Source organism: Embleya sp. NPDC059237 (assembly GCF_042754105.1).
Lineage (GTDB): Bacteria > Actinomycetota > Actinomycetes > Streptomycetales > Streptomycetaceae > Embleya.
Window position 1 is genome coordinate 114,131 of sequence record NZ_JBHZAE010000020.1, and the last position, 21,588, is coordinate 135,718.

Sequence of the window (21,588 nt, forward strand, 5' to 3'; positions counted from 1 at the left end):
TCACGTGACCGATCCTTCCTGGTGGTTCATTACAGCCGTGCCGGCGGTCGCCGGCGGATCCCCGGCGATCAGCCGGGTGATGGTCTCGATCCACGCGTCGTGGTCGTCGGGGTGGTCGCCGCGAAAGCCGGAGTCGAGCGTGGTGTCGCCGTGCGTCCAGGTGATCACCAGCAGACCGCCCTCGGGCAGCACCTTCCCGGCGATGCCCTTCTCGTGCCGCACACCGGTGAGCGCGGCGGCGGGGACGAAGAAGTCGGTCGCGGCGGGTCGCTCGACCACCAGGCCGTCGGCGCGCAGGGTCAGCTCGACCGGGCTGCGGGTGCCCAGGCCGTGTGCGACGACCCGGTCCAGCCAGTCGCCGGCCGTGGTGCTGCCGAAGTAGCGGCCGACCAGCGGCGGCAGCAGCGGCGCGGCGCCGGACTCGGGCGCGGTGTGCAGTTCGGGGAGCGCGGCCTGGCGTTGACCGCGCTTCTTCCAAGCGCGCCACATCAGCAGGTAGATGCCGAGGACGAAGACGAGGCAGATGCCGATCCAAAGGATGCGACCGCCCCAGTCGGTCACCTCCGCCGACTTGCGGTCGGCGGCGAGCAGCAGCAGGTCGTGGTGGGCGTTGCCTGAGGTCACGCGAGCTTCCCGTCGATCACCGTGGGTACGCCGCGCAGGAACGTGGCGACCACCTTGCCGGGCAGGACCAGGCCGGCATAGGGGGTGTTACGGCTGCGCGAGGCGAGTTCGGACGGTTCGACCGTACGCCGTGCGCCCGGGTCGACCAGCACCAGGTTGGCGGGCTCGCCGACGGCGATCGGGCGACCGTGTCCGTCGAGCCGGCCGATGTCGGCGGGGCGGGTGGACATGCGGTCGGCCACGCCCGCCCAGTCGAGCAGGCCGGTGTCGACCATGGTCTCCTGCACGATCGACAGCGCCGTCTCCAGGCCGAGCATGCCCATCGCGGCGACCGCCCACTCGCAGTCCTTGTCCTCGCTGGGGTGCGGGGCGTGGTCGGTGGCGACCGCATCGATCGTGCCGTCGGCGAGGGCCTCGCGCAGCGCGGTGACGTCGGCGGCGGTGCGCAGCGGCGGGTTGACCTTGTAGACCGGGTCGTAGCTGCGCACGAGTTCGTCGGTGAGCAGCAGGTGGTGGGGGGTGACCTCGGCGGTGACGTTCCAGCCCTTGGACTTGGCCCAGCGCAGGATCTCCACGGAGCCGGCGGTGGAGACGTGGCACACGTGCAGGCGCGAGCCGACGTGCGCGGTGAGCAGCACGTCGCGGGCGATGATCGACTCCTCGGCGACGGCGGGCCAGCCGCGCAGGCCCAGTTCGCCGGAGACGGTGCCCTCGTTCATCTGGGCGCCCTCGGTCAGCCGGGGCTCCTGCGCGTGCTGGGCGACCACGCCGTCGAACGCCTTCACGTACTCCAGGGCGCGGCGCATGATGACCGCGTCGTCGACGCACTTGCCGTCGTCGGAGAACACCCGCACGCGGGCGGCGGAGTCGGCCATCGCGCCGAGTTCGGCCAGGCGCTTGCCCTCCAGGCCGACGGTGACCGCGCCGACCGGGTGCACGTCGCACCGGCCGCTCTCCTGGCCCAGCCGCCAGACCTGCTCGACGGTGCCGGCGGTGTCCGCGACGGGGTCGGTGTTGGCCATTGCGTGCACCGCGGTGAAGCCGCCCAGGGCCGCGGCGTTCGCGCCGGTGGCCACCGTCTCGGCATCCTCGCGGCCGGGCTCGCGCAGGTGGGTGTGCAGGTCGACCAGGCCCGGCAGGAGGATCTGCCCGGCGGCCTCGACGACGGTGGCGCCCTCGGCGGTGAGGCCGGCGCCGATCCCGGCGATCAGGCCGTCGCGGATGAGCACGTCCTGCGCGTCGCCGCCGAGGACCTTGGCGTCCTTGATCAGGTAGGTGCTCACTGCGCGATCTCCTCGGTGCCGGTGCCGCCGTTCGACGCGCTCGCGGCGCCGGGGGTGCTGGGGGTGCTTGCGGTGACGCTGCTGGGGGTGCTCTGGGCGGGTTCGTTGCCGCCCAGGAGCAGGTACAGGACCGCCATGCGCACGCTGACGCCGTTGGTGACCTGCTCGACGATGGTCGAGCGGGTCGAGTCGGCGACCTCGGCGGCGATCTCCATGCCGCGGTTCATCGGGCCGGGGTGCATCACGATGGCGTGCTCGGGGAGCATCGCCATGCGGCGCAGGTCCAGGCCGTAGCGGCGGGAGTATTCGCGCTCGGTGGGGAAGAACGCGGCGTTCATCCGCTCGCGCTGCACGCGCAGCATCATCACCGCGTCGGACTTGGGCAGCGGCGCGTCCAGGTCGTAGGACACCGTGCAGGGCCAGGTCTCCACGCCGATCGGGAGCAGCGTGGGCGGCGCGACGAGGGTGACCTCGGCGCCGAGGGTGGCCAGCAGGAGCACGTTGGAGCGGGCCACGCGGCTGTGCAGGACGTCGCCCACGAGGGTGATCCGGCGGCCTTCGAGGTCGCCCCGGCCGCCGGCCAGCCTGCGGCGCATGGTGAACGCGTCGAGCAGGGCCTGGGTGGGGTGCTCGTGGGTGCCGTCGCCGGCGTTGACCACCGAGCCGCGCAGCCAGCCGGAGCCGGCCAGGCGGTGCGGCGCGCCGGAGGCGTGGTGGCGGATGACGACCGCGTCGGCGCCCATCGCCTGCAGGGTCAGCGCGGTGTCCTTGAGCGATTCGCCCTTGGAGACCGAGGAGCCCTTGGCGGAGAAGTTGATCACGTCGGCGGACAGGCGCTTGGCGGCGGCCTCGAAGGAGATCCGGGTGCGGGTGGAGTCCTCGAAGAACAGGTTGACCACGGTGCGGCCGCGCAGCGTCGGCAGCTTCTTGATCGGCCGCTCGGCGATGTGCGCGAGTTCTTCGGCGGTGTCGAGGATCAGGATGGCGTCGTCGCGGGTGAGGTCCGCGGCCGAGATCAGGTGGCGCTTCACTGGCTACTTCTCCGCGTCGGTGTGGGCGGCGGGGTCGGCCGCGCGGGTGCCGAGCAGGACCGCGTCGCGGCCGTCGTACTCGGCGAGGTGGACCTTGACGGTCTCGCGCTGTGAGGTGGGCAGGTTCTTGCCCACGTAGTCGGCGCGGATCGGGAGTTCGCGGTGGCCGCGGTCGACCAGGACGGCCAGTTGCACCGCGCGCGGGCGGCCGATGTCGCCCAGCGCGTCGAGCGCGGCGCGGATGGTGCGGCCGGAGTAGAGCACGTCGTCGACCAGGACCACGAGCTTGCCGTCGATGCCCTCGGCGGGGATCTCGGTGCGCTCCAGCGCGCGGGCCGGGCCCAGGCGCAGGTCGTCGCGGTACATGGTGATGTCGAGTGCGCCGACGGGGACCTTGGTGCCGTCCTCGATGGAGGCGAGTCGTTCGCCGAGCCGGCGGGCCAGGGCCACGCCGCGGGTCGGGATGCCCAGGAGCACCACGTCGTCGGCGCCCTTGGCGCGTTCGACGATCTCGTGGGCGATGCGGGTCAGTGCCCGGTTGATGTCGGAGGGATCCAGGACCGCACGGGCGGTGGCCGGGTCGAGGTCCTTCGGACGGGCGGCCGACGTGCCGCCAGGGGTGTTGCGGGGTGCTGTCATGGGAAACAGACCTCCTTCCCCGTCTCACAGGACGGGCTTTAAAGGACGCCGGGGTACGTCCCTCACAGTATCAGCCAACATCATCAGTCTTTCGGCCGCCCGGACCGGCGGATCGAGCCGGGGCATATGCCGTGGAAGCTCGCGTAAAGGTGCCTCTCACCTGCATGAATCCGGCTTTGTAGGCCGTTCGGCTTGACGGACGCAAATTACTCTGCGTAACCTCACAATGAGTCACCACCGGGCCAAACGCGACAGTCGCGACGTGCCGAACCTCGCAGCTTCGGGGAGAGTTCGAGGTACAGAAAGCCGGCCCGGAGGTAGCCACCCCATCGGTTCGGCCAACCACCGGTGGACCTTCACGGTCAGTCACCTGTTTTGGGAGCGAGATGTCCAGCGACTACGCCAAGCAGCTCGGGGCGAAGCTCCGCGCGATCCGGACCCAGCAGGGCCTGTCCCTGCACGGCGTCGAGGAGAAGTCCCAGGGCCGCTGGAAGGCCGTCGTCGTCGGTTCGTACGAACGCGGCGACCGTGCGGTAACCGTGCAGCGCCTGGCCGAGCTCGCCGACTTCTACGGCGTCCCCGTGCAGGAGCTGCTGCCCGGCGGCACTCCGAACGGCGCCGCCGAGCCGCCGCCGCGCCTGGTCCTCGACCTGGAGCGGCTGCAGACGGTCCCGTCGGACCAGGCCGGCCCGCTCCAGCGCTACGCGGCCACCATCCAGAGCCAGCGCGGCGACTACAACGGCAAGGTGCTGTCGATCCGCCAGGACGACCTGCGTACCCTGGCCGTGATCTACGACCAGTCCCCGAGCGTGCTGACCGAGCAGCTGATCGGGTGGGGCGTGCTCAACCCGGAGGCACGTCGGGCCGTGGAGCACCAGAGCAACGCGTGACCGCATGACGGCGGAGCGTGACTTCGCCGGGCGGAAAACCTCGCGGGAACCCCGAAGGGTCCCGGAGCCGATCGGCTCCGGGACCCTTCACCTTTTGTACGCTCGCCGCCCTCAGCCGGATTCGCGGACCACCACGCGCGGGTGCACGACCATGCGCCCGCCGGGCCGGTAGTCGCGGCCCCGGATCAGCGTGGTGATCGCGTCCGAGGCGCCGGAGCCCATCGTCCGGGTGTGCATCGAGACGCTGGTCAGCCGGGGCCAGACCAGATCGCAGAACGGCAGGTCGTCGGCGCCGACCACGGCCATGTCCTCCGGCACCGACCAGCCGCACTCGCGCAACGCCGAGATGATCATCAGGGCGAAGTCGTCGTTGCCGGCGAAGACCGCGGTGGGCGGCTCGCTCTCGCGCTGCCACTGGCGCACGATCGCCAGCACGTCCTCGCGCACGTAGCCCACGTCCACCCGGCGCAGCGACACGCCCGCGTCCTCGGCGGCGGCCTGGGCACCCGCCCAGCGCTCCTCGCCGAGGAAGGCCAACGGCCCGGACGGGACCAGGCAGGCCAGTCGGCGGTGGCCGCGGTCGATGAGGTGGCGGACCGCGACGCGGCCGGTGTCGCGGTTGTCGAAGATCGCCGTGGGCACGTCCGGGTGTTCCTCGCGCCCCCACGCGAAGATGGCCCGCACCCCCGCCCGCTTGAGCACGTCGACCGCGCCGCCGGTGAGCCGATTCGATTCCGCCATCACCGCGAGCGGGCGCAGCGCGGCCCACTGGCGGGCCGCGTCCGCGCCGCGCGAGGTGCGGTCGGCGTGGATGAGCAGGCTCAACTCGTGCCGGTTCAGCGCCTCGGTGAGTTCGTCGATGAACGCCTCGAGGAGTTGCCCCATGGGTTGCAGCGGCAGCGGGAAGAGCACCACGTCGCTGTTGCCCGAGCGCAGCGACCGGGCGGGCGCGCTGGGCGCGTAGCCCAGTTCGCGCACGGCGAGCATCACCCGCTCGCGGGTCTGCGCGCTGACCCGGACCCCGGGCGGCGAGTTGAGCACGTAGCTCACGGTGGACCTGGACACGCCGGCGAGTCGGGCGACGTCCGAACTGGTGGGGGGTTTGGCCCCCGCCTCCGGCACGCTCATCCGCGACCCCCCGGGCGGCAAGTGACCGACTTCGTGCTCGTCATCTCGACGACACCCCCTACCGCACCCGCGCGCGGGGCCGGCCCGCGCGCAACCGATGACCATCGGATCACGGGGACGCGCGATCCGTTACCGCTTGGTTAGCCGGCACAACCTTGGCCGTAATCGCTCGAATGCGCTACTGACGCGTGTCGGTCGTTACAAGATCACTCGCAGTGACGATTCGCTGCGCAGCGCACTTTGTTCACCTCTTGAACGATCAAATCGTTATCTAGTCGGGCTGATTTCACGTTGTGGACCCATTCCCCTGCTTATTCGTGTCACCTAGGCTCCGATCCCAACACCACGTCAAATGATTCGGGGCCTCCGTGCAGGGAGGGTTTCGAATCCCCTCCATCGGACGGTCCACATGAGTTCGACCACCACAGAGGAGCCCGGCTCCTCGTCGCCGGCACCGGTGTCCGTCGCGGATCCGGAGAACACCGGATACAAGGTCGCACCGCTCTACGCCACGTTGCCCCTGGCCAACGTCGCGCTCTACATGTTGTGGCTGGGTGTGGGGATCTACCTGCTCCCGGCGCAGGTGATCCACATCAAGGGCGTACCCGACCAGGAAGCGCTCAAGTGGCCGATCTTCTGGGGCGCGCTGTTCGCCACGGTCGGCAACCCGCTGTTCGGCAAGCTCTCCGACATCACCCGGTCGCGCTTCGGCCGCCGGTCGCCGTTCATCCTGTTCTGCGCGATCGTCGGCGCGATCGCCCTGTGCTTCCAGGCCAACGCCAACTCGATCGCGGTCGTGGGTCTGACCTGGGGCATCATCCAGTTCATCATGAACGGGTACCAGGCGGCGCTGACCGCGGTCATGCCCGACCGGGTGCCCGCGAGCAAGTACGGCATGTTCTCCGCGATGATCGGCCTGGGCATCCCGGTAGGCACGATCGTGGTCTCGCTGCTCCTCGCCGGCGTCGACCTGAACATGATCGGGATCGATGCCCAAATCGGCGGGTTCGACGGGAAGTTCGCCGACCCGGCCGACGGCGGGGCCAAGGGCTTCTACCTGATTGCCGCAATCCTGGTGGCCGCCGCGGTGATCTTCGTAATCGTCAGCCCGGACCGGTCCACCAAGGACCTGCCGCGCGAGAAGTTCGAGTTCATCGGCTTCGTCAAGGGCTTCTGGGTCTCGCCGCGCGACCACGCGGACTTCTTCATCGCCCTGGTCTCGCGCCTGGGCGTGATGCTCGGCTACATGGTGGTGCTGCAGTTCAACTACTTCATCCTGCTGATGTACGTCAAGATCCCGCCGGGCGAGGTGTTGGCCAAGCTGGGCACCCTGACGGTGATCAACTCCGTGGTGACCATCGCCGCCGCGATCGTGATCGGCCCGCTCGTGGACCGGGTCGGCCGGGTCAAGCCGTTCGTGGTTGCCTCCGGCGCCGGCGCGGCCCTGTCCCTGGCCATCCCGATGATCTGGGCCACCGAGGACGGCATGATCGCCTTCCAGGTCGCCAACGGCCTCTTCTTCGGCATGTACATGGCCGTCGACATGGCCCTGATCACCCAGGTCCTCCCCCGCCCCCAGGACGTCGGCAAGGACATGGGCCTGATCAACATAGCCAACGCCGGCCCCCAGATCGCCGCCCCGTTCCTGGCCCCCTTCCTGGTCGACGACCTGGACTTCGGCTACAAGGGCCTCTTCGCCTTCGCCGCCGCGATCTCACTGCTCGGCGCGTTGCTTGCCTTGCTGGTCAAGCGCGTGCGGTGAGGGGTGGGCCGGGGTCGGCGGTCGGGGGCGGCGGTCGGGGGCGGCGGTCGGGGGCGGCGGTCGGGGCGGCCGGGGGCGCCGCGGCCGAGGGGACCGGCCAGCCAAGGGGCAGCCCAGCCGAGAGGGCAGTTCAGCCGAGAGGCGGCCCGGCCGAGGGGGCGGCCCGACCGAGGGGGCCGGCCAGCCGGGGGGCAGCCCGACCGAGTCGGGCGGGCCGGCCGAGAGGAAGCCCGACCGAGCCGGGCGGGCCGGCCGAGAGGCGGCCCAGCCGAGGGGACCGGCCCCAAGGGCCAGCCCAGCCCAGGGGGCCGGCCACCCAAGGGCCAGCCCAGCCGAGGGGGCGGCCCAGCCGAAGGGCGGCCGGCCTAAAGGAAACCCGGCCCAGGGGCGGGTTGGCCGAGTGGCAGCGCGGCACAGCCGAACCCCCGGCCCGCCCCCGACCCGGCCGAGCCAAATCCCCCGTCTGCCCCGACCCGGCCCCCAACCCGGCTGCGGCCGACCATCGGCTGGAGTCGGGCCGGGTCAGGCCGGCCGGGACAGCGGAGGCCGTGGCGATCTCACCCCCGACGGCGTGTCACGCAGGCCCACCGACGGCCTTACCCCGCGAAATGCGGCGGGCCCGTTGAGGGTGATGCGGGCCCATCGACGGGCTTGGCCCTGCGAAGTGCGGGAGGGCCGCTGGAGGTAACGCGGGCCCATCGGCGAGCCTTGCGCCGCGAAGGTCGGCAGGACCGTTGAAGGCAATACAGGCCCATCGACGAACCTGGCCCTGCGAAGTGCGCCAGAGCCCCCCAGAGGTGATGAAGGTGAGTCGTGGTGGGCGGGGGGAGTGGTTTCTCCTCCGCTGCGCTCCGTCGGGGGCGGAAGGGGGGGGAGGGCAGGTGCCGCTGCGCGGCGCCCGGTGGGGTTCCGGCTTCGCTGCGCTGCACCGGTGGTGGAGGGAGTTGCGGCTCCGCTGCGCTCCACCGTTGCCTGGGTCGGCGCGGCCGTGGGTCGTGAGTCGACCCCGGTCGGCGAGCGGGTCACGGGAGCAGCGCGCGCCCTCCAGACGCCCCACTTACGCGCCAGGATCTACGTGCAGGCTCTAGACCTACTACCGGGTCTGGACCCACTACCGGGCTCTGAAGCACTCCCGAGTTCTGGACCCGCTGCTGTGTCCCGGACTCGCTTTCTGTGCCCTGGACCGCCCTCCGGACTCACGGCCCGCTGCTGTGCCCCGGACCCGGTTCTGCGTCCTTGACCCCCTACGGGCTCTGAGCCCACCCCTGTGCCGTAGACCCACCTCCATGGGCAAAGCATCCAAGCCCACCGCTGCGCCCAGGGGCCGCTTCCGCACGGGGTCACCCTGCCGCGTCCCGGTCCGGCCCACTCCTCGACTCGGGCCCGGAGGGCCCGGGCGAGCGGTGGAGCGCAGCGGAGCCGCAACTCCCTCCACCACCGGTGCAGCGCAGCGAAGCCGGAACCCCACCAGGCGCCGCGCAGCGGCACCTCCCCTCCCCCCTTCCGCCCCCGACGCAGCGCAGCGAAGGAGAAACCACTCCACCACGCCCACCACGACTCACCCCCACCCACCCGACCGCACCGCACCCCCCGACGCCCCGCCCCCTCCGGGTCCGCGTCAGCCTCGGTGCAGTTCGCCCGCCGTCCAGCGGTCGGCGAGCAGGGTGGCCATGTCGTCCCAGGCGGCCTCGACGATTCGGGACAGGCCGGCGGTGTCCATGACCTCGCCCTCGGTCCATTCGTCCATCGCCACCCGCATGACCGAGTGGTACAGGGTCACCAACAGCGCCGGGCGACGGTCGAGTTCCGGGTCCAGGCCCTCGCGGCGGGCGATCTCCGCCGCCATCCGCCGCTCCAGTTCGATCGCGTTGCGCAGCGAGGCGGCCAGCAGTACCGGGGTGCCCTCGATCAGTCGGCGCATCCGCAGGAACTCGTGGCCCGCGCCGTCGTCCGGCTCGTCGCCGAACTCCGACAACACCTCGGTGCCCGCGCGGCGCAGCGCGGTCAGCGGCGCCTCGTCCGCCGGTCGGGTGGCCAGCGCGGACAGGAACAGCTGCTCGAACTCCATCGCCCGGGCCAGCGCCACCTCCTCCTTGCCCGCGAAGTAGCGGAAGAAGGTGCGCCGGGAGACCTCCACGGCGGCGACGATCTCGTCGATGGTCGTGGCGTCGTACCCCTTGCGCAGGAACAGCTCCTGCGCGGCGTCCACCAGGGCCTCGCGCGTGCGTTCCTTCTTGCGCTCGCGCAAACCCGTCGCGGCGCCGGCCGTGTCCCGCACGTTGCGTCTTCCTCTCCTTGGTCCCTGCACAGTATGGCACTTGTCACTGCGTGCAACTTGAGTGATTTGGCTACTTGGCACACAGTGCCATATCGTTCGATGGTTCGATACGACGCTGAACACGGATGGATGTAGGGGACGTATGAGCCAGACTTCGACGGCGGCGACACCGGACGCACCCCCTCCGGGTCCCTCCGCACCCCCCGCCCGCAAGGGCATGCAGGGCCATCCCTGGCTCACCCTCCTCGCGGTCGCCTTCGGCGTGATGATGGTGGCCCTCGACGGCACCGTCGTCGGCATCGCCAACCCGGCCATCTCCAAGGACCTCGACGCCTCGCTCGCCGACCTGCAATGGGTCACCAACGGCTACCTGCTCGCGCTCGCGGTGTGCCTGATCCCGGCGGGCAAGCTCGGCGACCGCTACGGGCACAAGACGATCTTCCTGATCGGCGCGGCCGGGTTCGCCGCCACGTCGCTGCTCATCGCATTCTCCCAGTCGGTCTCGATGCTGATCGCCTTCCGGGTACTCCAGGGCGTGTTCGGCGCGCTGCTCCAGCCCACCGCGCTCGGTCTGCTGCGCAACAGCTTCCCCGGCAACAAGCTGAACATGGCCATCGGCATCTGGGGCGCGGCGATCTCCACCGCCACCGCCGCCGGTCCGATCGTCGGCGGCCTGCTCGTCGAACACGTCAGCTGGCAGTCGGTGTTCTACATCAACGTGCCCATCGGCGTACTGACGCTGGTGGTCGGCATCTGGGCGCTGGCCAACAGCCGGGTGGCCGGTGCGAGCAACCGGATCGACTACCTCGGCGTGGCGCTGTTGTCGGCGGCGATGTTCTGCCTGGTGTGGGGTGTGATCAAGAGCGGCGAGAAGGGTTGGGGCAGCGCCTACACGCTCGGCTTCATGGCCGCCGCGGTGATCCTGCTCGTGGTCTTCGCGCTGTGGCAGACCCGGGCGGCCGAACCGCTGATGCCGATGGGGATGTTCCGCAACCGGTCGTTCTCGATCGGCATCGTGCTGATGATCTTCATGGCATTCGCGATGTTCGGCGCGATGTTCTTCATCACCTTCTACCTCCAAGGCGTCAACGGGCTCAGCCCGACCGAGACCGGCGTACGGATGTTGCCGATGTCGGTGGTGATGATGATCGGCTCGCCGATCGGCGGCCTCGCGATCACCAAGCTGGGCCCGCGTATTCCGATCATCGCCGGCCTGGCGCTGTCCGCGACCGCGATGGCGCTGCTGGCCCGGCTGGGCGAGGACGCGAGCTTCGGCGCGACCATGCTGCCGTTCGTGCTGCTCGGGTTCGGGCTCAGCCCGATCATGGTGGGCGCCACCGACATCATCGTCGGCAACGCCTCGCTCGAACTCTCCGGCGTGGCCTCGGGGATCCAGCAGGCCGCGATGCAGGTCGGCGGCGCGCTCGGCACGGCCGTGCTCGGCGCGGTGGTGGCGGCCAAGGTCTCCTCGGTACTGCCGGACCGGTGGCCCGCGGCGGCCGGCGACTACGCCACGATGCCGCACGGGCAGCGCGAGGGCATCGAGGGCTCGGTGGCCCAGGGATTCCCGCCGCTGCGCCCGGACCTGCTGGACGGCAGGCAACTGGACGGCCCGGCGACGGCGGCGATCCGACACGCCTCGGACACCACGTTCCTGGACGGCATGCAACTGGCCTTCACCATCGCCGCGATCACGATGGCGGTCGGCATCATCCTGGCCCTGTTCGTCCGCCAGGGCGAAAAGCGCGAGGGCGCGGTCGCCGTACACGTGTAGCGGCCGGCCACCGCCTCCCGTCGGCGGCCACCCACGGGTGCCGCCAAGCGGTGGCCGCGCTCGGCGTATCGGGCGCGGCGTGCCGATCGGCATGGCCTGCCCTGCCCCACCGGCTCGTTGCGGCATGATCCATGGGTAACGGTCATTCGACCTGCGCGCCGTTCCCGACCTCGGTCGGGGGCGGCGTCGTGGGTTTCCGCGGCAAATTAGACAGGTATTCTTACTTCGTGCAGCAAGACACCTCCTCCGGGCCCGAACTGGTGACGTTGCTGGTCACCGCCGTGCGCGGGATCAGCCAACTGTTCTCCGACCGCATGACGGCCGCGGGTTTCGACGAGATCCGGCCCACGCACGGCTTCGCGCTGACCCTGATCGGCGAGGACGGCACCACCGCCACCGAGCTGGGTCGCCGACTGGGCATGACCAAGCAGTCGGCCGGCGAGGTGGTCTCGCACCTGGCCCGGCACGGCTACGTCGACCGCAAACCCGACCCCGCCGACCGCCGCGCCCGCCGGATCACCCTCACCGAACGCGGCCGCGAGTGCCTGCGGGTGATCTGGGCCGAGCTGTCCTGGATCCAGGGCGCCTGGACCAAGGCGGTCGGCGACGACGGGGTCGAGGTACTCAAGGACGGCCTGCGCGCGGGCATGCGCCAGCTCGGCGCCTCCGGCGAACTGCCCGACAACCTCAGCCAGGCGTGGTGGTGGCGCGACGCCCGCAGCCTGTAGCCCGCGCCGCCCTCACCCCGACGCCGGCACCTTTCGGCGCCGGGCCAGGTAGGTGTCGGTGACATGGGCCAGTTCCACCGGCTCCGCGTACTCCCCGATGAACTCCCGTACCCGCGCCAGCATTTCGCCGCGCTGCCGGTCCCCCATCGCGCTCACGTAGCTGAAGGTGGCGATCCGCTCCACGATCGCGTCGTGGGTCAACGACTCGCGGCGCCGGAACAGGGTCCGCTTCGCGGGCTCGAACCACGCACTGCGGGCGATCGCCGGGCGGTGGTCGCACAGGCCGCCGAACGGCCACTCGGCCACCTCGTACAGCCGGTCCACCAGCGCGTTCTCCTGATCCCGCTCGTTCCACAGCAGCGCCAGCACCCCGTCCGGCCGCAACACCCGCGCGATCTCGCGCAGCGCCGGCTCCGGCTCGAACCAGTGGAACGCCTGGGCGACGGTGACCACGTCGACCGCGCCGTCCGGCAGCGGTATCGACTCCGCCGTACCGGCCAGCACCGGCACCCCCTCGACCACCCGGGCGAACGTCTCGCGCATCGCGGCCGACGGCTCCACCGCCGTCACCCGCGCCCCGCGCTCGGCCAGCAGCCGGGTCAACTTGCCGGTACCGGCGGCCAGATCGAGCACCGAGGTGCCCGGCCCGATCCCCGCGCCGGCGCACAGATGATCCATCGCCTCGTTCGAGTAGGACGGTCGCGCCCGCTCGTACCGATCGGTGCCACGGGCGAATCCACGGATGCCGAGATCGTCGGTCGTCATGGCGCGCATTCTCGCCGCGGCTTCGCGCCGCCGACAAGGGCTCCGTCAGGGCCGGCCGACCAGCACCACCGCGGCCAGCACACACGCCGCCACCACCGTCAGCAGCGTCGCGCGAATCGCCCGATCGCCGACCGCGGCGCTGCCGCCCCGAACCGCGTGGTCCACCTGTCGATGCCGCAGCAGCCCCACCACGTACACCCCGAAGCCCGCCGCCATCACCACGAACCCCGGCAGCATGAACCACCAGCTCCCCGGCACGTGGCCGGCCCGTACCAGCAGCGCGCCGTTGGCGACGAACGCCAGCGCCGTGCGCGACCACGCCATCCGGGTGCGCTCGGGCTGCAGCCCCGGATCCAGGGGCGCGCCCGGCAGCGCGGCGGGGTGGCGGGCCATCAGGACACGAGCATGAGCACGACGCTCAGCACGATCACGATCGCCAGACCCGCCGAGACCACCAGCGGCAACGCGGAGAACGGCAGCGCGCGGCCCAACCGCATCGCCCGCTCGACCTGGTACCAGCGCCGATACGCGGTGGCCGACAGGGTCAGCGCCAACCCGACCAGGGCCAGCCCGAGCACCAGGCGCTGCGCCCTCGGGGCCAGGTCCGGCACCAGTTGCACCACCGCCACCCCGCCCGCGAGCAGGGAGAGCGCGGTGCGGATCCAGGCCAGGAACGTGCGTTCGTTGGCGAGGGTGAACCGATAGTCGGGCTCGTCACCGATGTCCCGCAGCCGGGAGCCCTTCCGATCGGATTTCATGATCTTCATTATCGGCACAGGATCCGGGCCGCCTCATCCGGGCCGGCGCGAACGCAGCGAGCCGCCCACCCGGGCGGGGTGGGCGGCTCGACGGGTCCGGCGGCGGACGCCGGCTAGCGCAGCAGCGTCGGCTTGAGATCCTTTATCCGGGCCAGCAGGCCGTTGACGAAGGCCGGCGACTCGTCCGTGGAGTATTCCTTGGCGAGCTCGACCGCCTCGTCGATGGCCACGACGTCGGGGACGTCGCTTTCCCAGAGCAGTTCGTAGATGCCCAGGCGCAGGACGTTGCGGTCCACGCCGGGCATCCGGTCGAGCGTCCAGCCCACGGCGTAGGTGCCGATCAGGTCGTCGATGCGCTTGCGGTGCTCCTGGACGCCCTCGACCAGCCGCATCGTGTATTCGGCGACCTGCGGCTCCGCCTTGTCGGCCCGGAAGCGGCCGACCCAGTCCGCGAGGATGGTCACCGGATCGACACCGCGCTGGTCGGCCTCGAACAGGATCTGCAGCGCGCGCTTCCGGGTCTTGCTGCGGGCACCGGCCACTAGCTGTTCACGCGGCCCAGGTAGTCACCGGAACGGGTGTCGACCTTGACCTTCTCGCCCGTGGTGATGAAGAGCGGAACCGCGATCTCGAAGCCGGTCTCCAGCTTCGCGGGCTTGGTGCCACCGGTGGAGCGGTCGCCCTGGACACCCGGCTCGGTGTACTCGATGAGCAGTTCGACCGAGGCCGGCAGCTCGACGTAGAGCGCGGCGCCCTCGTAGATCGCCACCGTCGCGTCGAAGCCCTCGAGGAGGTAGTTGGCGGCGTCGCCGACGGTCTCGGGCGAGATCGGCAGCTGCTCGTAGGTGTCCGTGTCCATGAACACGAAGTCGGAGCCGTCCTTGTACGAGAACTGCATGCCGCGCTTGTCCACGGTGGCCGTCTCGACCTTCGTGCCGGCGTTGAAGGTCTTGTCCACGACCTTGCCGGAGAGGACATGCTTGAGCTTCGTACGAACGAACGCGCCGCCCTTGCCGGGCTTGACGTGCTGGAACTCGACGACGGACCAGAGCTGGCCGTTGTCGAGCTTGAGCACCATGCCGTTCTTCAGGTCGTTGGTCGTGGCCACGAGTGTGGTGTCTCCTGCGTGCTTCTGGGACCGGATTCTCGCTCGTCGGACGAGGCGGCGGGCGCCGGCCCGCTACAGGACGAGCAATTCCTTGGTCGTGATGGTGAGTAGCTCGGGCCCGCCGTCTTCGAGCGGACGAACCACAAGGGTGTCCTCGATGCGGACACCGCCGCGGCCCGGGAGATAGATCCCCGGTTCGACGGTGACCGGCATGCAAGCGTCCAGCTTACCGGTCGCCGTCGGACCCAGATGCGGGTCCTCGTGGATCTCCAGGCCGACGCCGTGTCCGAGGCCGTGTCCGAAGAAATCCAGGAAGCCGGCCTGCGCGATCACATCGCGCGCGGCCTTGTCCACCGCGACCGCCTCGACCCCCGGCACCAGCGCCTCGCGGCCCGCCTTCTGGGCGGCAAAGACCACACTGTAGATCTCCTGCTGCCAGGCCGCGGGCTCGGTGCCGATCACGAACGTGCGGGTCATGTCGCCGTGGTAGCCGCGGTAGCGCGCACCGAAGTCGATCTTGAGGAAGTCGCCGTCCTCGACCCGGCGGTCCCCGGGGTCGTGGTGCGGAATCGCCGAGTTCGGCCCCGTGGCCACCACCGTGGGGAAGGCCACCGCGTCGGCGCCGTGGTCGGCCATGCGCCGCTCCAGCTCCATCGCGATGTGCCGCTCGGTCCGACCGACCAGGATCGACTCGATCATCTCGCTCAGCGCCCGGTCGCCGATCTCACAGGCGATCCGCAGCGCGGCGATCTCCTCGGGATCCTTGATCCGACGCAGGTCCTCGACCACCCGGCCCAGGTTGACCAGCTCCCCGGCGGTGCTCTCCTCGGCGAGCACCCGACCCAGCTCGCGGTACAGCTCGACCGTGACGTGCTGCTCCTCGATGGCCAGGCGGACCGCGCCGGAGCGGGCGGCGCGGGTGGTCAGCGCCTGCGCGCAGGCCCGCTCGACCAGCAGTTCGACGCCCGGCGACTCCTCCACCGCCTGGGTCGCGTAGCGGCTGTCGGTGCACAACACCGCGCCCGGGCCGGACCCCTCGCCCGGCGCACCCGGTGTGTACACGAGCAGCGCGGCGTTGGAGCCGGTGAACCCCGTCAGGTATCGCACGTTGACGAGGTTGGTGATCAGGGCGACGTCGGCACCGGCACCGGCCAGGCGGGAACGCAGTCGATCACGGCGTCGATCATGGGCCTCGGGCATGGGAACAGCGTAGTCCCGTGAGGTGGGGGTAGCCCGGTGTGACTCGGCGGGACTGCATCCTTCGGGCTCGGGTCGGCGTCTTCCGCGGGCGCGGACCAGCGCAATCACCCGATGTCCGGACAGCGGCCGGGGCCCGGTTCTACCCTTCCTGCGAGGGGGTGGGCTTCAGTGGAAATCAGCGGAAATGACGGAACTGCCACATCTGCGGCGGATGAGCGGTTGGTGGGCCGACTGCGCGCCGCCGCAGCGCGCTATGCGGCAGCCGAGGCGGACCGGTCCACGATCGAGCGGCGGCGCGCCGACGGTCGGCGATTCCCCGACGACGATCAGAGGCTGCAACTACGCGCGGCCCGGCTGGTGGAACAGCACGAGGTGCCCGGGCAGGTGCTGCTGGCCACGTCGCCGCAGGAGAGCGGGCCCGGGCTCGCCGAGCGCATCATCGGCGCCACCAACGATCTACAGAGTCTGAACTTCCTCGCCCGCGGCATGCGCGCCGCCGCATGCGTCGCGCGGATCTGGTACGCCACGGGCGGGCCGGTGCAACCGCAGGCGACCGGCTTCCTGGTCTCGCCGCGCCTGCTGCTGACCAACCATCACGTCTTTCCCGACGCGGCGACCGCGCGCGGCGCGTTCGCCGAGTTCGGCGCGGAGATGGGCATCGACAACGACCTGCCCGCGCACACCACCCGCTTCACGCCGGACCCGGACACGCTGTTCCTGACCGACGAGGATCTGGACTTCACCCTGGTGGCGCTGCGTCCGGGCGGCGACGGGCGGCCGGCGGGGCAGGTGTTCGGGCATCTGTGGCTGCTCGCGGCCGAGGGCAAGCTGGTGATCGGCGATCCGGTGAACGTGATCGGGCACCCGGACGGGCGGCTCAAGGAGATCGCCATCCGGCAGAACCGCTTCACCCAGCGCTTCGACGACTTCATCCAGTACGAGACCGACACCGAGCCGGGCAACTCGGGCTCGCCGGTGTTCAACGACCAGTGGGAGGCGGTCGCGCTGCATCACAGCGGGGTGCCCGCGCACGACGTGTCGGGGGCCGTGCTGAACCTGCACGATCAGCCCTGGCGGCCCGAGCAGGGGCAGGCCGAGATCAAGTGGATCGCCAACGAGGGGGTGCGGATCAGTGTGATCCTGGCCCGCCTCGCGGCGCTGACCACGGGCGACGCGCAGCGGGCGCTGCTCGCCGAGTTGGGTCCCGGCTCGGGCCTGGGCTCGGCGCCGGCGCTGCTGTCGACGGTGCCCGCTCCCCGGCCGCCGATCGAGGTCACCGAGGCGGTTCCGGTCGCCGGGGCGACCGGGCGGCCGGAGGCGTTCGGGGGCCGGCTGCGTCTGGTGTTCGTCCACGGGCGCAGTCAGCAGGGGCGCGATCCGGACGAGTTGCGGCGCGGCTGGGCGGCGGGGCTGAACAGCGGGCTGACCCTGGCGGGGCTGGCGACCATCGATCCGGCCGACGTGTGGTTCCCCTATTACGGCGACCGGCTCGTGCAGGTGATGGAGTCGGCGCTGCCGGGCGAGGCGCCGCTGTCCGCGTCGGCACAGGAGTTGTACGACCGGCTGCTCGACGAGGCCGCGCGGCGGGCGGGCATGCCCCCTGCGGAGGCGGTCGAGCCGGCGACCGAGAGCATCTGGGACCACGTGGTGCGCACCACGCGTGAACCGCTGGGCTGGATCGCCGCGCACACCGGGGTGGACCGGCTGGTAATCAAGGCCGCCTTCAAGGACGTCGCGGCCTATCTCGATCAGGACGACACGCGCACGGCCGTGCTCGACCAGGTGCTGGCCGGGATGCCCGCCGACGGTCCGGTGGTGCTGGTCGCGCACAGCCTGGGCACGGTGGTGGCGATGGATCTGCTGACCCGGCTGGGGCCGGCGGTGCCGGTGGCCGGGTTGATCACCGTGGGCAGCCCGTTGGGGATGGACACCGTTTATTCGCGGCTGCGGATCGGCGGGCCGCATCTGCCGCCGATCGCGGGGCCGTGGTTCAACGCGTGGTGCCGGACCGATCCGGTCGCGATCGGGTGTCCGCTGGCGGACGACTGGAGTGGGCTGGTCGCGGAGTGCGCGGTGGCCAATCCGCTCGATCGTGCGCACGACATCGGCGCGTATCTGGGGCACCCGGAGGTGGCGACGGCGATCGGGCGGTTGCTCGGGTGAGGTCCGCGCGGGCGCGGCGCGGCGGTCCCCGCCTGGGGTGTCACCCACGTGGGTGAGGCCCCAGGCGGGGGCGCTGCTCAGCCGTCGAGTTCCTCGGCGAGCGCGCGCAGCGCCAGGCGGTAGGAGCCGAGGCCGAAGCCGGCGATCGTGCCGCTGGCGACTGCGGCGACCACGCTGGTGTGCCGGAAGCTCTCGCGCGCGTACGGGTTGGAGATGTGCACCTCGATGAACGGCGCGGTGCGCTGGGCGACCGCGTCGCGCAGCCCGTAGGAGTAGTGGGTGAACGCGCCGGGGTTCATCACCACCGGGATGCGGCCGTCGGCGGCCTCGTGCATCCAGCGGATGATCTCGCCCTCGTCGTTGGTCTCGCGGACCTCGACGGCGAAGTCGAGTTCGACGCCGAGGCGTTCGCACTCGGCGACCAGGCCCTGGTACGAGGTCGCGCCGTAGACGTCCGGCTCGCGGCTGCCGAGCCGGCCCAGGTTGGGGCCGTTCAGGACCAGCACCCGGCGCGCGCTCACGCCGAGACCTCGGCGTAGGCGGCGACCAGGAGGGTCGGGTCGGGGGCCTCCAGGACGACCGGCTTGGCCAGGCCGTCCAGGACGATGAAGCGCAGCATGTCGCCGCGCGACTTCTTGTCCACGCGCATGGTCTCCAGGAGCCGGGGCCACGCGTCGCCGCGGTAGGTCAGCGGCAGTCCGACCGCGGCCAGCACGGTGCGGTGCCGGTCGGCGGTGGCGTCGTCGAGGCGACCGGCGAGCCGGCCCAGCTCCGCTGCGTAGACCATGCCGACGCTGACCGCCGCGCCGTGCCGCCACTTGTACCGCTCGGCCTTCTCGATCGCGTGCGCGAGAGTGTGGCCGTAGTTCAGGATCTCCCGGCGGCCGGCCTCCTTGAGGTCGCCGGAGACCACGTCGGCCTTGACCTGGATGGCCCGGGTGATCAGCTCGGCGGTGTCCTTGCCCAGCGGGTCGCGGGCCGCCTCGGGGTCGGCCTCGATCAGGTCCAGGATCACCGGGTCGGCGATGAATCCGGCCTTGATCACCTCGGCCAGGCCGCTGACGTAGTCGTTGCGCGGCAGCGACTCCAGCGTGGCCAGGTCGGCGAGCACGCCGGCGGGCGGGTGGAACGCGCCGACCAGGTTCTTGCCCTCGGCGGTATTGATCCCGGTCTTGCCGCCGACGGCCGCGTCGACCATGCCGAGCAGCGTGGTGGGCATCGCGATCCAGCGCACGCCGCGCAGCCAGCTCGCCGCGACGAAGCCCGCCAAGTCGGTGGTGGCGCCGCCGCCGATGCCGACGATCACATCGGAGCGGGTGAAGCCGGTCTGGCCGAGCACGGACCAGCAGTAGGCCGCGACCGCGACGTCCTTGGCGTCCTCGGCGTTGGGCACCTGGATGGCGATCGCCTCGTAGCCCTGCGCGGCCAGGTCCTCGCGGACCGCCTCGCCGGTGGCGGCCAGCGCCTCCGGGTGCAGGATCGCCACCCGGCGGGCGGAGGTGCCGATCAGCGCGGCGAGTTCGCCGAGCAGGCCGGTGCCCACGAGCACGTCGTAGGGGTCCGAGGTGCCGCCGACACGGATCCGGACGGGTTCGGCGGGGGTGCCGCTCATCGCTTCACGTCTTTCTCGGGCGTGGTGGGCTCGGGTCGGGCCCGGTGGGATGCGGTCTCGAGGGTGCGCCCGATCTCGGCGGCCACGTCCTCGGGGGTGCGGCCGGCGGTGTTCACCATGACCGCGGCGACCTCGGTGTACAGGGGGCGGCGCGCGGCCATCAACTCGCGCCAGCGGGCCCTGGGGTTGCCCATCAGCAGCGGGCGCGGCGCGTCGAGGCCGACCCGCTTGACCGCGTCGGCCAGGTCGACGTCGAGGAAGACCACGTGGTGGTCCGCCAGGAGGTCGCGGGTGGCCGGGTCCAGGATCGCGCCGCCGCCGAGGGCGAGTACGCCGGGGTGGCCGGCCAGCGCGTCGGCGACCGCCCGGTGTTCGAGCGCGCGGAAGTGCGGCTCGCCCTCGTCGACGAAGATGTCCGGGATCGGCTTGCCCGCCCGCGCCTCGACGTCGGCGTCGGTGTCGCGAAAGCCCACCCCGTGCGCCGCGGCAAGCAGCAGACCCACCGTCGTCTTGCCCGCGCCGGGCGGACCGACCAGGACCACCAGTGGGCGCTCGCCCCCGTCCCGGCCGTGCGTGGTGTTCACGCCGTCGGCGATGTCCCCGGCGTCCCCGATGTCTGCCATGGCGCTACCGAATCTCCAACGCGTCCAGGTAGCCGCGCACGTTGCGGGCGGTCTCGTCGACCGAGTCGCCGCCGAACTTCTCGGTGACCAGGTCGGCCAGCACGAGGGCCACCATCGCCTCGGCCACGATGCCCGACGCGGGCACCGCCGCGACGTCGGAGCGCTGGTGGTGGGCCTGGGCCGGCTCGCCGGTGCGCACGTCGAAGGTGGCCAGGGCGCGGGGCACGGTGGCGATCGGCTTCATCGCCGCACGCACGCGTAGCACCTCGCCGGTGGACATGCCGCCCTCCACGCCGCCGGAGCGGTGCGAGGTGCGGCGCGCGCCGTCGGCGGTGTTGACGATCTCGTCGTGCGCCTTCGAGCCGCGCACCCGGGCCAGTTCGAAGCCGTCGCCGAGTTCGACGCCCTTGATCGCCTGGATGCCCATCAGCGCGCCCGCGAGGCGCGAGTCGAGCCGGCGGTCCCAGTGCACGTGGCTGCCCAGGCCCGGAGGCAGTCCGTAGGCGAGCACCTCGACCACGCCGCCGAGCGTGTCGCCGGCCTTTTGCGCGTCGTCCACCTCGGTGACCATCGCGGCCGACGCCTCGGGGTCGAAGCAGCGCACCGGGTCGGCGTCCAGGCGGGCGGTGTCGTCGGGGCCGGGGAAGACGCCGGCGGGTGCCTTGGCCGCGCCGAACTCGACCACGTGGCTGACGATCCGGATGCCGGCGACGCGCTCCAGGAACGCCTTGGCGACCGCACCGAGCGCGACCCGGGCGGCGGTCTCGCGGGCGCTGGCCCGCTCCAGGATCGGCCGGGCCTCGTCGAAGCCGTACTTCTGCATGCCCGCCAGGTCGGCGTGGCCGGGGCGGGGGCGGGTCAGCGCGGCGTTGCGGGCCTGCGCGGCCAGCACCTCCGGGTCCACCGGGTCGGCCGACATGACCGTCTCCCACTTGGGCCACTCGGTGTTGCCGACCATGATCGCGACGGGGCCGCCCTGGGTGAGGCCGTGCCGGACGCCGCCGAGGAAGGTGACCTCGTCGCGCTCGAACTTCATCCGCGCGCCGCGCCCGTAGCCCAGTCGGCGGCGCGCGAGCGCGTCGGCGACCAGGTCGGTCGTGACGGGCACGCCGGCGGGCAGCCCCTCCAGGGTGGCCACGAGTGCGGGGCCGTGCGACTCCCCGGCGGTCAGCCAGCGTAGGTTGCCCACGAATGCTCCTTCTTGCGCGTCACGCGTGCCTGC

General features: G+C 71.5%; 21 protein-coding genes. 5 read left to right on the forward strand and 16 right to left on the reverse strand.

Annotated features, from left to right (window positions below; all coding sequences use genetic code 11):
• The 4 genes from ACFXKZ_RS42425 to pyrR are packed head-to-tail and all read right to left on the reverse strand — an operon-like array spanning nt 1 to nt 3,577.
• On the reverse strand, nt 1-624 hold the full coding sequence (locus ACFXKZ_RS42425) for a hypothetical protein (protein WP_380010146.1): 624 nt from the start codon (nt 622-624) through the stop codon (nt 1-3).
• Nucleotides 621-1,907, reverse strand: coding sequence for a dihydroorotase (locus tag ACFXKZ_RS42430; protein ID WP_380010149.1), 1,287 nt, complete (start codon nt 1,905-1,907; stop codon nt 621-623). The genes ACFXKZ_RS42425 and ACFXKZ_RS42430 overlap by 4 nt, the downstream gene beginning before the upstream one ends.
• Nucleotides 1,904-2,938 (reverse strand): aspartate carbamoyltransferase catalytic subunit, encoded by a 1,035-nt coding sequence (locus ACFXKZ_RS42435; protein WP_380010152.1) that lies wholly within the window; start codon nt 2,936-2,938, stop codon nt 1,904-1,906. The genes ACFXKZ_RS42430 and ACFXKZ_RS42435 overlap by 4 nt, the downstream gene beginning before the upstream one ends.
• Nucleotides 2,939-2,941: 3 nt before the next feature.
• Entirely contained in the window at nt 2,942-3,577 is a 636-nt protein-coding gene (pyrR, locus tag ACFXKZ_RS42440) for a bifunctional pyr operon transcriptional regulator/uracil phosphoribosyltransferase PyrR (RefSeq protein WP_380010155.1), read from the reverse strand.
• A gap of 386 nt (nt 3,578-3,963) precedes the next feature.
• Here pyrR and ACFXKZ_RS42445 point away from each other — a divergent pair, with 386 nt between their 5' ends.
• Nucleotides 3,964-4,467 carry a transcriptional regulator gene (locus ACFXKZ_RS42445; protein ID WP_126643439.1) on the forward strand — a complete coding sequence of 168 codons (504 nt, stop codon included), beginning with the start codon at nt 3,964-3,966 and terminating at the stop codon, nt 4,465-4,467.
• A gap of 111 nt (nt 4,468-4,578) precedes the next feature.
• Here the strand turns inward: ACFXKZ_RS42445 and ACFXKZ_RS42450 are convergent, their stop codons facing one another.
• Entirely contained in the window at nt 4,579-5,595 is a 1,017-nt protein-coding gene (locus ACFXKZ_RS42450) for a LacI family DNA-binding transcriptional regulator (protein WP_380010158.1), read from the reverse strand.
• Nucleotides 5,596-6,004: 409 nt separating this feature from the next.
• Here ACFXKZ_RS42450 and ACFXKZ_RS42455 point away from each other — a divergent pair, with 409 nt between their 5' ends.
• Nucleotides 6,005-7,357 (forward strand): MFS transporter, encoded by a 1,353-nt coding sequence (locus tag ACFXKZ_RS42455; RefSeq protein ID WP_380010161.1) that lies wholly within the window; start codon nt 6,005-6,007, stop codon nt 7,355-7,357.
• Between the two features lie 1,618 nt (nt 7,358-8,975).
• Here ACFXKZ_RS42455 and ACFXKZ_RS42460 read toward each other — a convergent pair.
• Nucleotides 8,976-9,635 (reverse strand): TetR family transcriptional regulator, encoded by a 660-nt coding sequence (locus ACFXKZ_RS42460; RefSeq protein WP_380010164.1) that lies wholly within the window; start codon nt 9,633-9,635, stop codon nt 8,976-8,978.
• A gap of 142 nt (nt 9,636-9,777) precedes the next feature.
• Here ACFXKZ_RS42460 and ACFXKZ_RS42465 point away from each other — a divergent pair, with 142 nt between their 5' ends.
• Nucleotides 9,778-11,409, forward strand: coding sequence for an MFS transporter (locus ACFXKZ_RS42465; protein ID WP_380010167.1), 1,632 nt, complete (start codon nt 9,778-9,780; stop codon nt 11,407-11,409).
• A 227-nt stretch (nt 11,410-11,636) separates the two neighbouring features.
• Nucleotides 11,637-12,137: a MarR family winged helix-turn-helix transcriptional regulator gene (locus tag ACFXKZ_RS42470; protein WP_161500608.1), complete on the forward strand. Its 501-nt coding sequence runs from the start codon at nt 11,637-11,639 to the stop codon at nt 12,135-12,137.
• 12 nt (nt 12,138-12,149) lie between these two features.
• Here ACFXKZ_RS42470 and ACFXKZ_RS42475 read toward each other — a convergent pair whose 3' ends face one another.
• From ACFXKZ_RS42475 to ACFXKZ_RS42500, 6 genes are all read right to left on the reverse strand, one after another.
• Complete coding sequence (locus tag ACFXKZ_RS42475) at nt 12,150-12,902, reverse strand: class I SAM-dependent methyltransferase (protein ID WP_380010171.1); 753 nt, start codon at nt 12,900-12,902, stop codon at nt 12,150-12,152.
• A gap of 45 nt (nt 12,903-12,947) precedes the next feature.
• Complete coding sequence (locus tag ACFXKZ_RS42480) at nt 12,948-13,295, reverse strand: DUF202 domain-containing protein (RefSeq protein WP_380010174.1); 348 nt, start codon at nt 13,293-13,295, stop codon at nt 12,948-12,950.
• Nucleotides 13,295-13,669 (reverse strand): YidH family protein, encoded by a 375-nt coding sequence (locus ACFXKZ_RS42485; RefSeq protein WP_380010177.1) that lies wholly within the window; start codon nt 13,667-13,669, stop codon nt 13,295-13,297. Before ACFXKZ_RS42485 ends, ACFXKZ_RS42480 begins: the two co-directional genes overlap by 1 nt.
• A gap of 104 nt (nt 13,670-13,773) precedes the next feature.
• Nucleotides 13,774-14,202, reverse strand: coding sequence for a transcription antitermination factor NusB (nusB, locus tag ACFXKZ_RS42490; RefSeq protein ID WP_078974409.1), 429 nt, complete (start codon nt 14,200-14,202; stop codon nt 13,774-13,776).
• Complete coding sequence (gene efp / locus ACFXKZ_RS42495) at nt 14,202-14,768, reverse strand: elongation factor P (RefSeq protein WP_078974410.1); 567 nt, start codon at nt 14,766-14,768, stop codon at nt 14,202-14,204. Before efp ends, nusB begins: the two co-directional genes overlap by 1 nt.
• A gap of 72 nt (nt 14,769-14,840) precedes the next feature.
• Entirely contained in the window at nt 14,841-15,968 is a 1,128-nt protein-coding gene (locus ACFXKZ_RS42500; RefSeq protein ID WP_380010181.1) for an aminopeptidase P family protein, read from the reverse strand.
• 222 nt (nt 15,969-16,190) lie between these two features.
• Here ACFXKZ_RS42500 and ACFXKZ_RS42505 point away from each other — a divergent pair, with 222 nt between their 5' ends.
• The gene (locus ACFXKZ_RS42505; RefSeq protein WP_380010184.1) at nt 16,191-18,131 is read left to right on the forward strand and encodes a trypsin-like peptidase domain-containing protein; all 1,941 of its coding nucleotides are present in this window, start codon (nt 16,191-16,193) and stop codon (nt 18,129-18,131) included.
• A 77-nt stretch (nt 18,132-18,208) separates the two neighbouring features.
• Here the strand turns inward: ACFXKZ_RS42505 and aroQ are convergent, their stop codons facing one another.
• From aroQ to aroC, 4 genes are read right to left on the reverse strand one after another with little or no spacing between them, the layout of a single operon-like run.
• Complete coding sequence (gene aroQ / locus ACFXKZ_RS42510) at nt 18,209-18,652, reverse strand: type II 3-dehydroquinate dehydratase (RefSeq protein WP_380010187.1); 444 nt, start codon at nt 18,650-18,652, stop codon at nt 18,209-18,211.
• Nucleotides 18,649-19,743 (reverse strand): 3-dehydroquinate synthase, encoded by a 1,095-nt coding sequence (gene aroB / locus ACFXKZ_RS42515; RefSeq protein ID WP_380010190.1) that lies wholly within the window; start codon nt 19,741-19,743, stop codon nt 18,649-18,651. The genes aroQ and aroB overlap by 4 nt, the downstream gene beginning before the upstream one ends.
• Nucleotides 19,740-20,366 (reverse strand): shikimate kinase, encoded by a 627-nt coding sequence (locus ACFXKZ_RS42520; protein ID WP_380010193.1) that lies wholly within the window; start codon nt 20,364-20,366, stop codon nt 19,740-19,742. Before ACFXKZ_RS42520 ends, aroB begins: the two co-directional genes overlap by 4 nt.
• A gap of 4 nt (nt 20,367-20,370) precedes the next feature.
• Complete coding sequence (gene aroC / locus ACFXKZ_RS42525) at nt 20,371-21,555, reverse strand: chorismate synthase (protein WP_380010196.1); 1,185 nt, start codon at nt 21,553-21,555, stop codon at nt 20,371-20,373.
• Nucleotides 21,556-21,588 lie beyond the last annotated feature (33 nt).

Bases quoted from the DNA above. Each gene is read 5' to 3' on its own strand.
- pyrR (WP_380010155.1), bottom strand. From the start codon at position 3,577: ATGACAGCACCCCGCAACACCCCTGGCGGCACGTCGGCCGCCCGTCCG.
- ACFXKZ_RS42445 (WP_126643439.1), top strand. From the start codon at position 3,964: ATGTCCAGCGACTACGCCAAGCAGCTCGGGGCGAAGCTCCGCGCGATC.
- ACFXKZ_RS42450 (WP_380010158.1), bottom strand. From the start codon at position 5,595: ATGAGCGTGCCGGAGGCGGGGGCCAAACCCCCCACCAGTTCGGACGTC.
- ACFXKZ_RS42455 (WP_380010161.1), top strand. From the start codon at position 6,005: ATGAGTTCGACCACCACAGAGGAGCCCGGCTCCTCGTCGCCGGCACCG.
- ACFXKZ_RS42465 (WP_380010167.1), top strand. From the start codon at position 9,778: ATGAGCCAGACTTCGACGGCGGCGACACCGGACGCACCCCCTCCGGGT.
- ACFXKZ_RS42475 (WP_380010171.1), bottom strand. From the start codon at position 12,902: ATGACGACCGACGATCTCGGCATCCGTGGATTCGCCCGTGGCACCGAT.
- ACFXKZ_RS42480 (WP_380010174.1), bottom strand. From the start codon at position 13,295: ATGGCCCGCCACCCCGCCGCGCTGCCGGGCGCGCCCCTGGATCCGGGG.
- ACFXKZ_RS42485 (WP_380010177.1), bottom strand. From the start codon at position 13,669: ATGAAGATCATGAAATCCGATCGGAAGGGCTCCCGGCTGCGGGACATC.
- ACFXKZ_RS42500 (WP_380010181.1), bottom strand. From the start codon at position 15,968: ATGCCCGAGGCCCATGATCGACGCCGTGATCGACTGCGTTCCCGCCTG.
- aroB (WP_380010190.1), bottom strand. From the start codon at position 19,743: ATGAGCGGCACCCCCGCCGAACCCGTCCGGATCCGTGTCGGCGGCACC.
- ACFXKZ_RS42520 (WP_380010193.1), bottom strand. From the start codon at position 20,366: ATGGCAGACATCGGGGACGCCGGGGACATCGCCGACGGCGTGAACACC.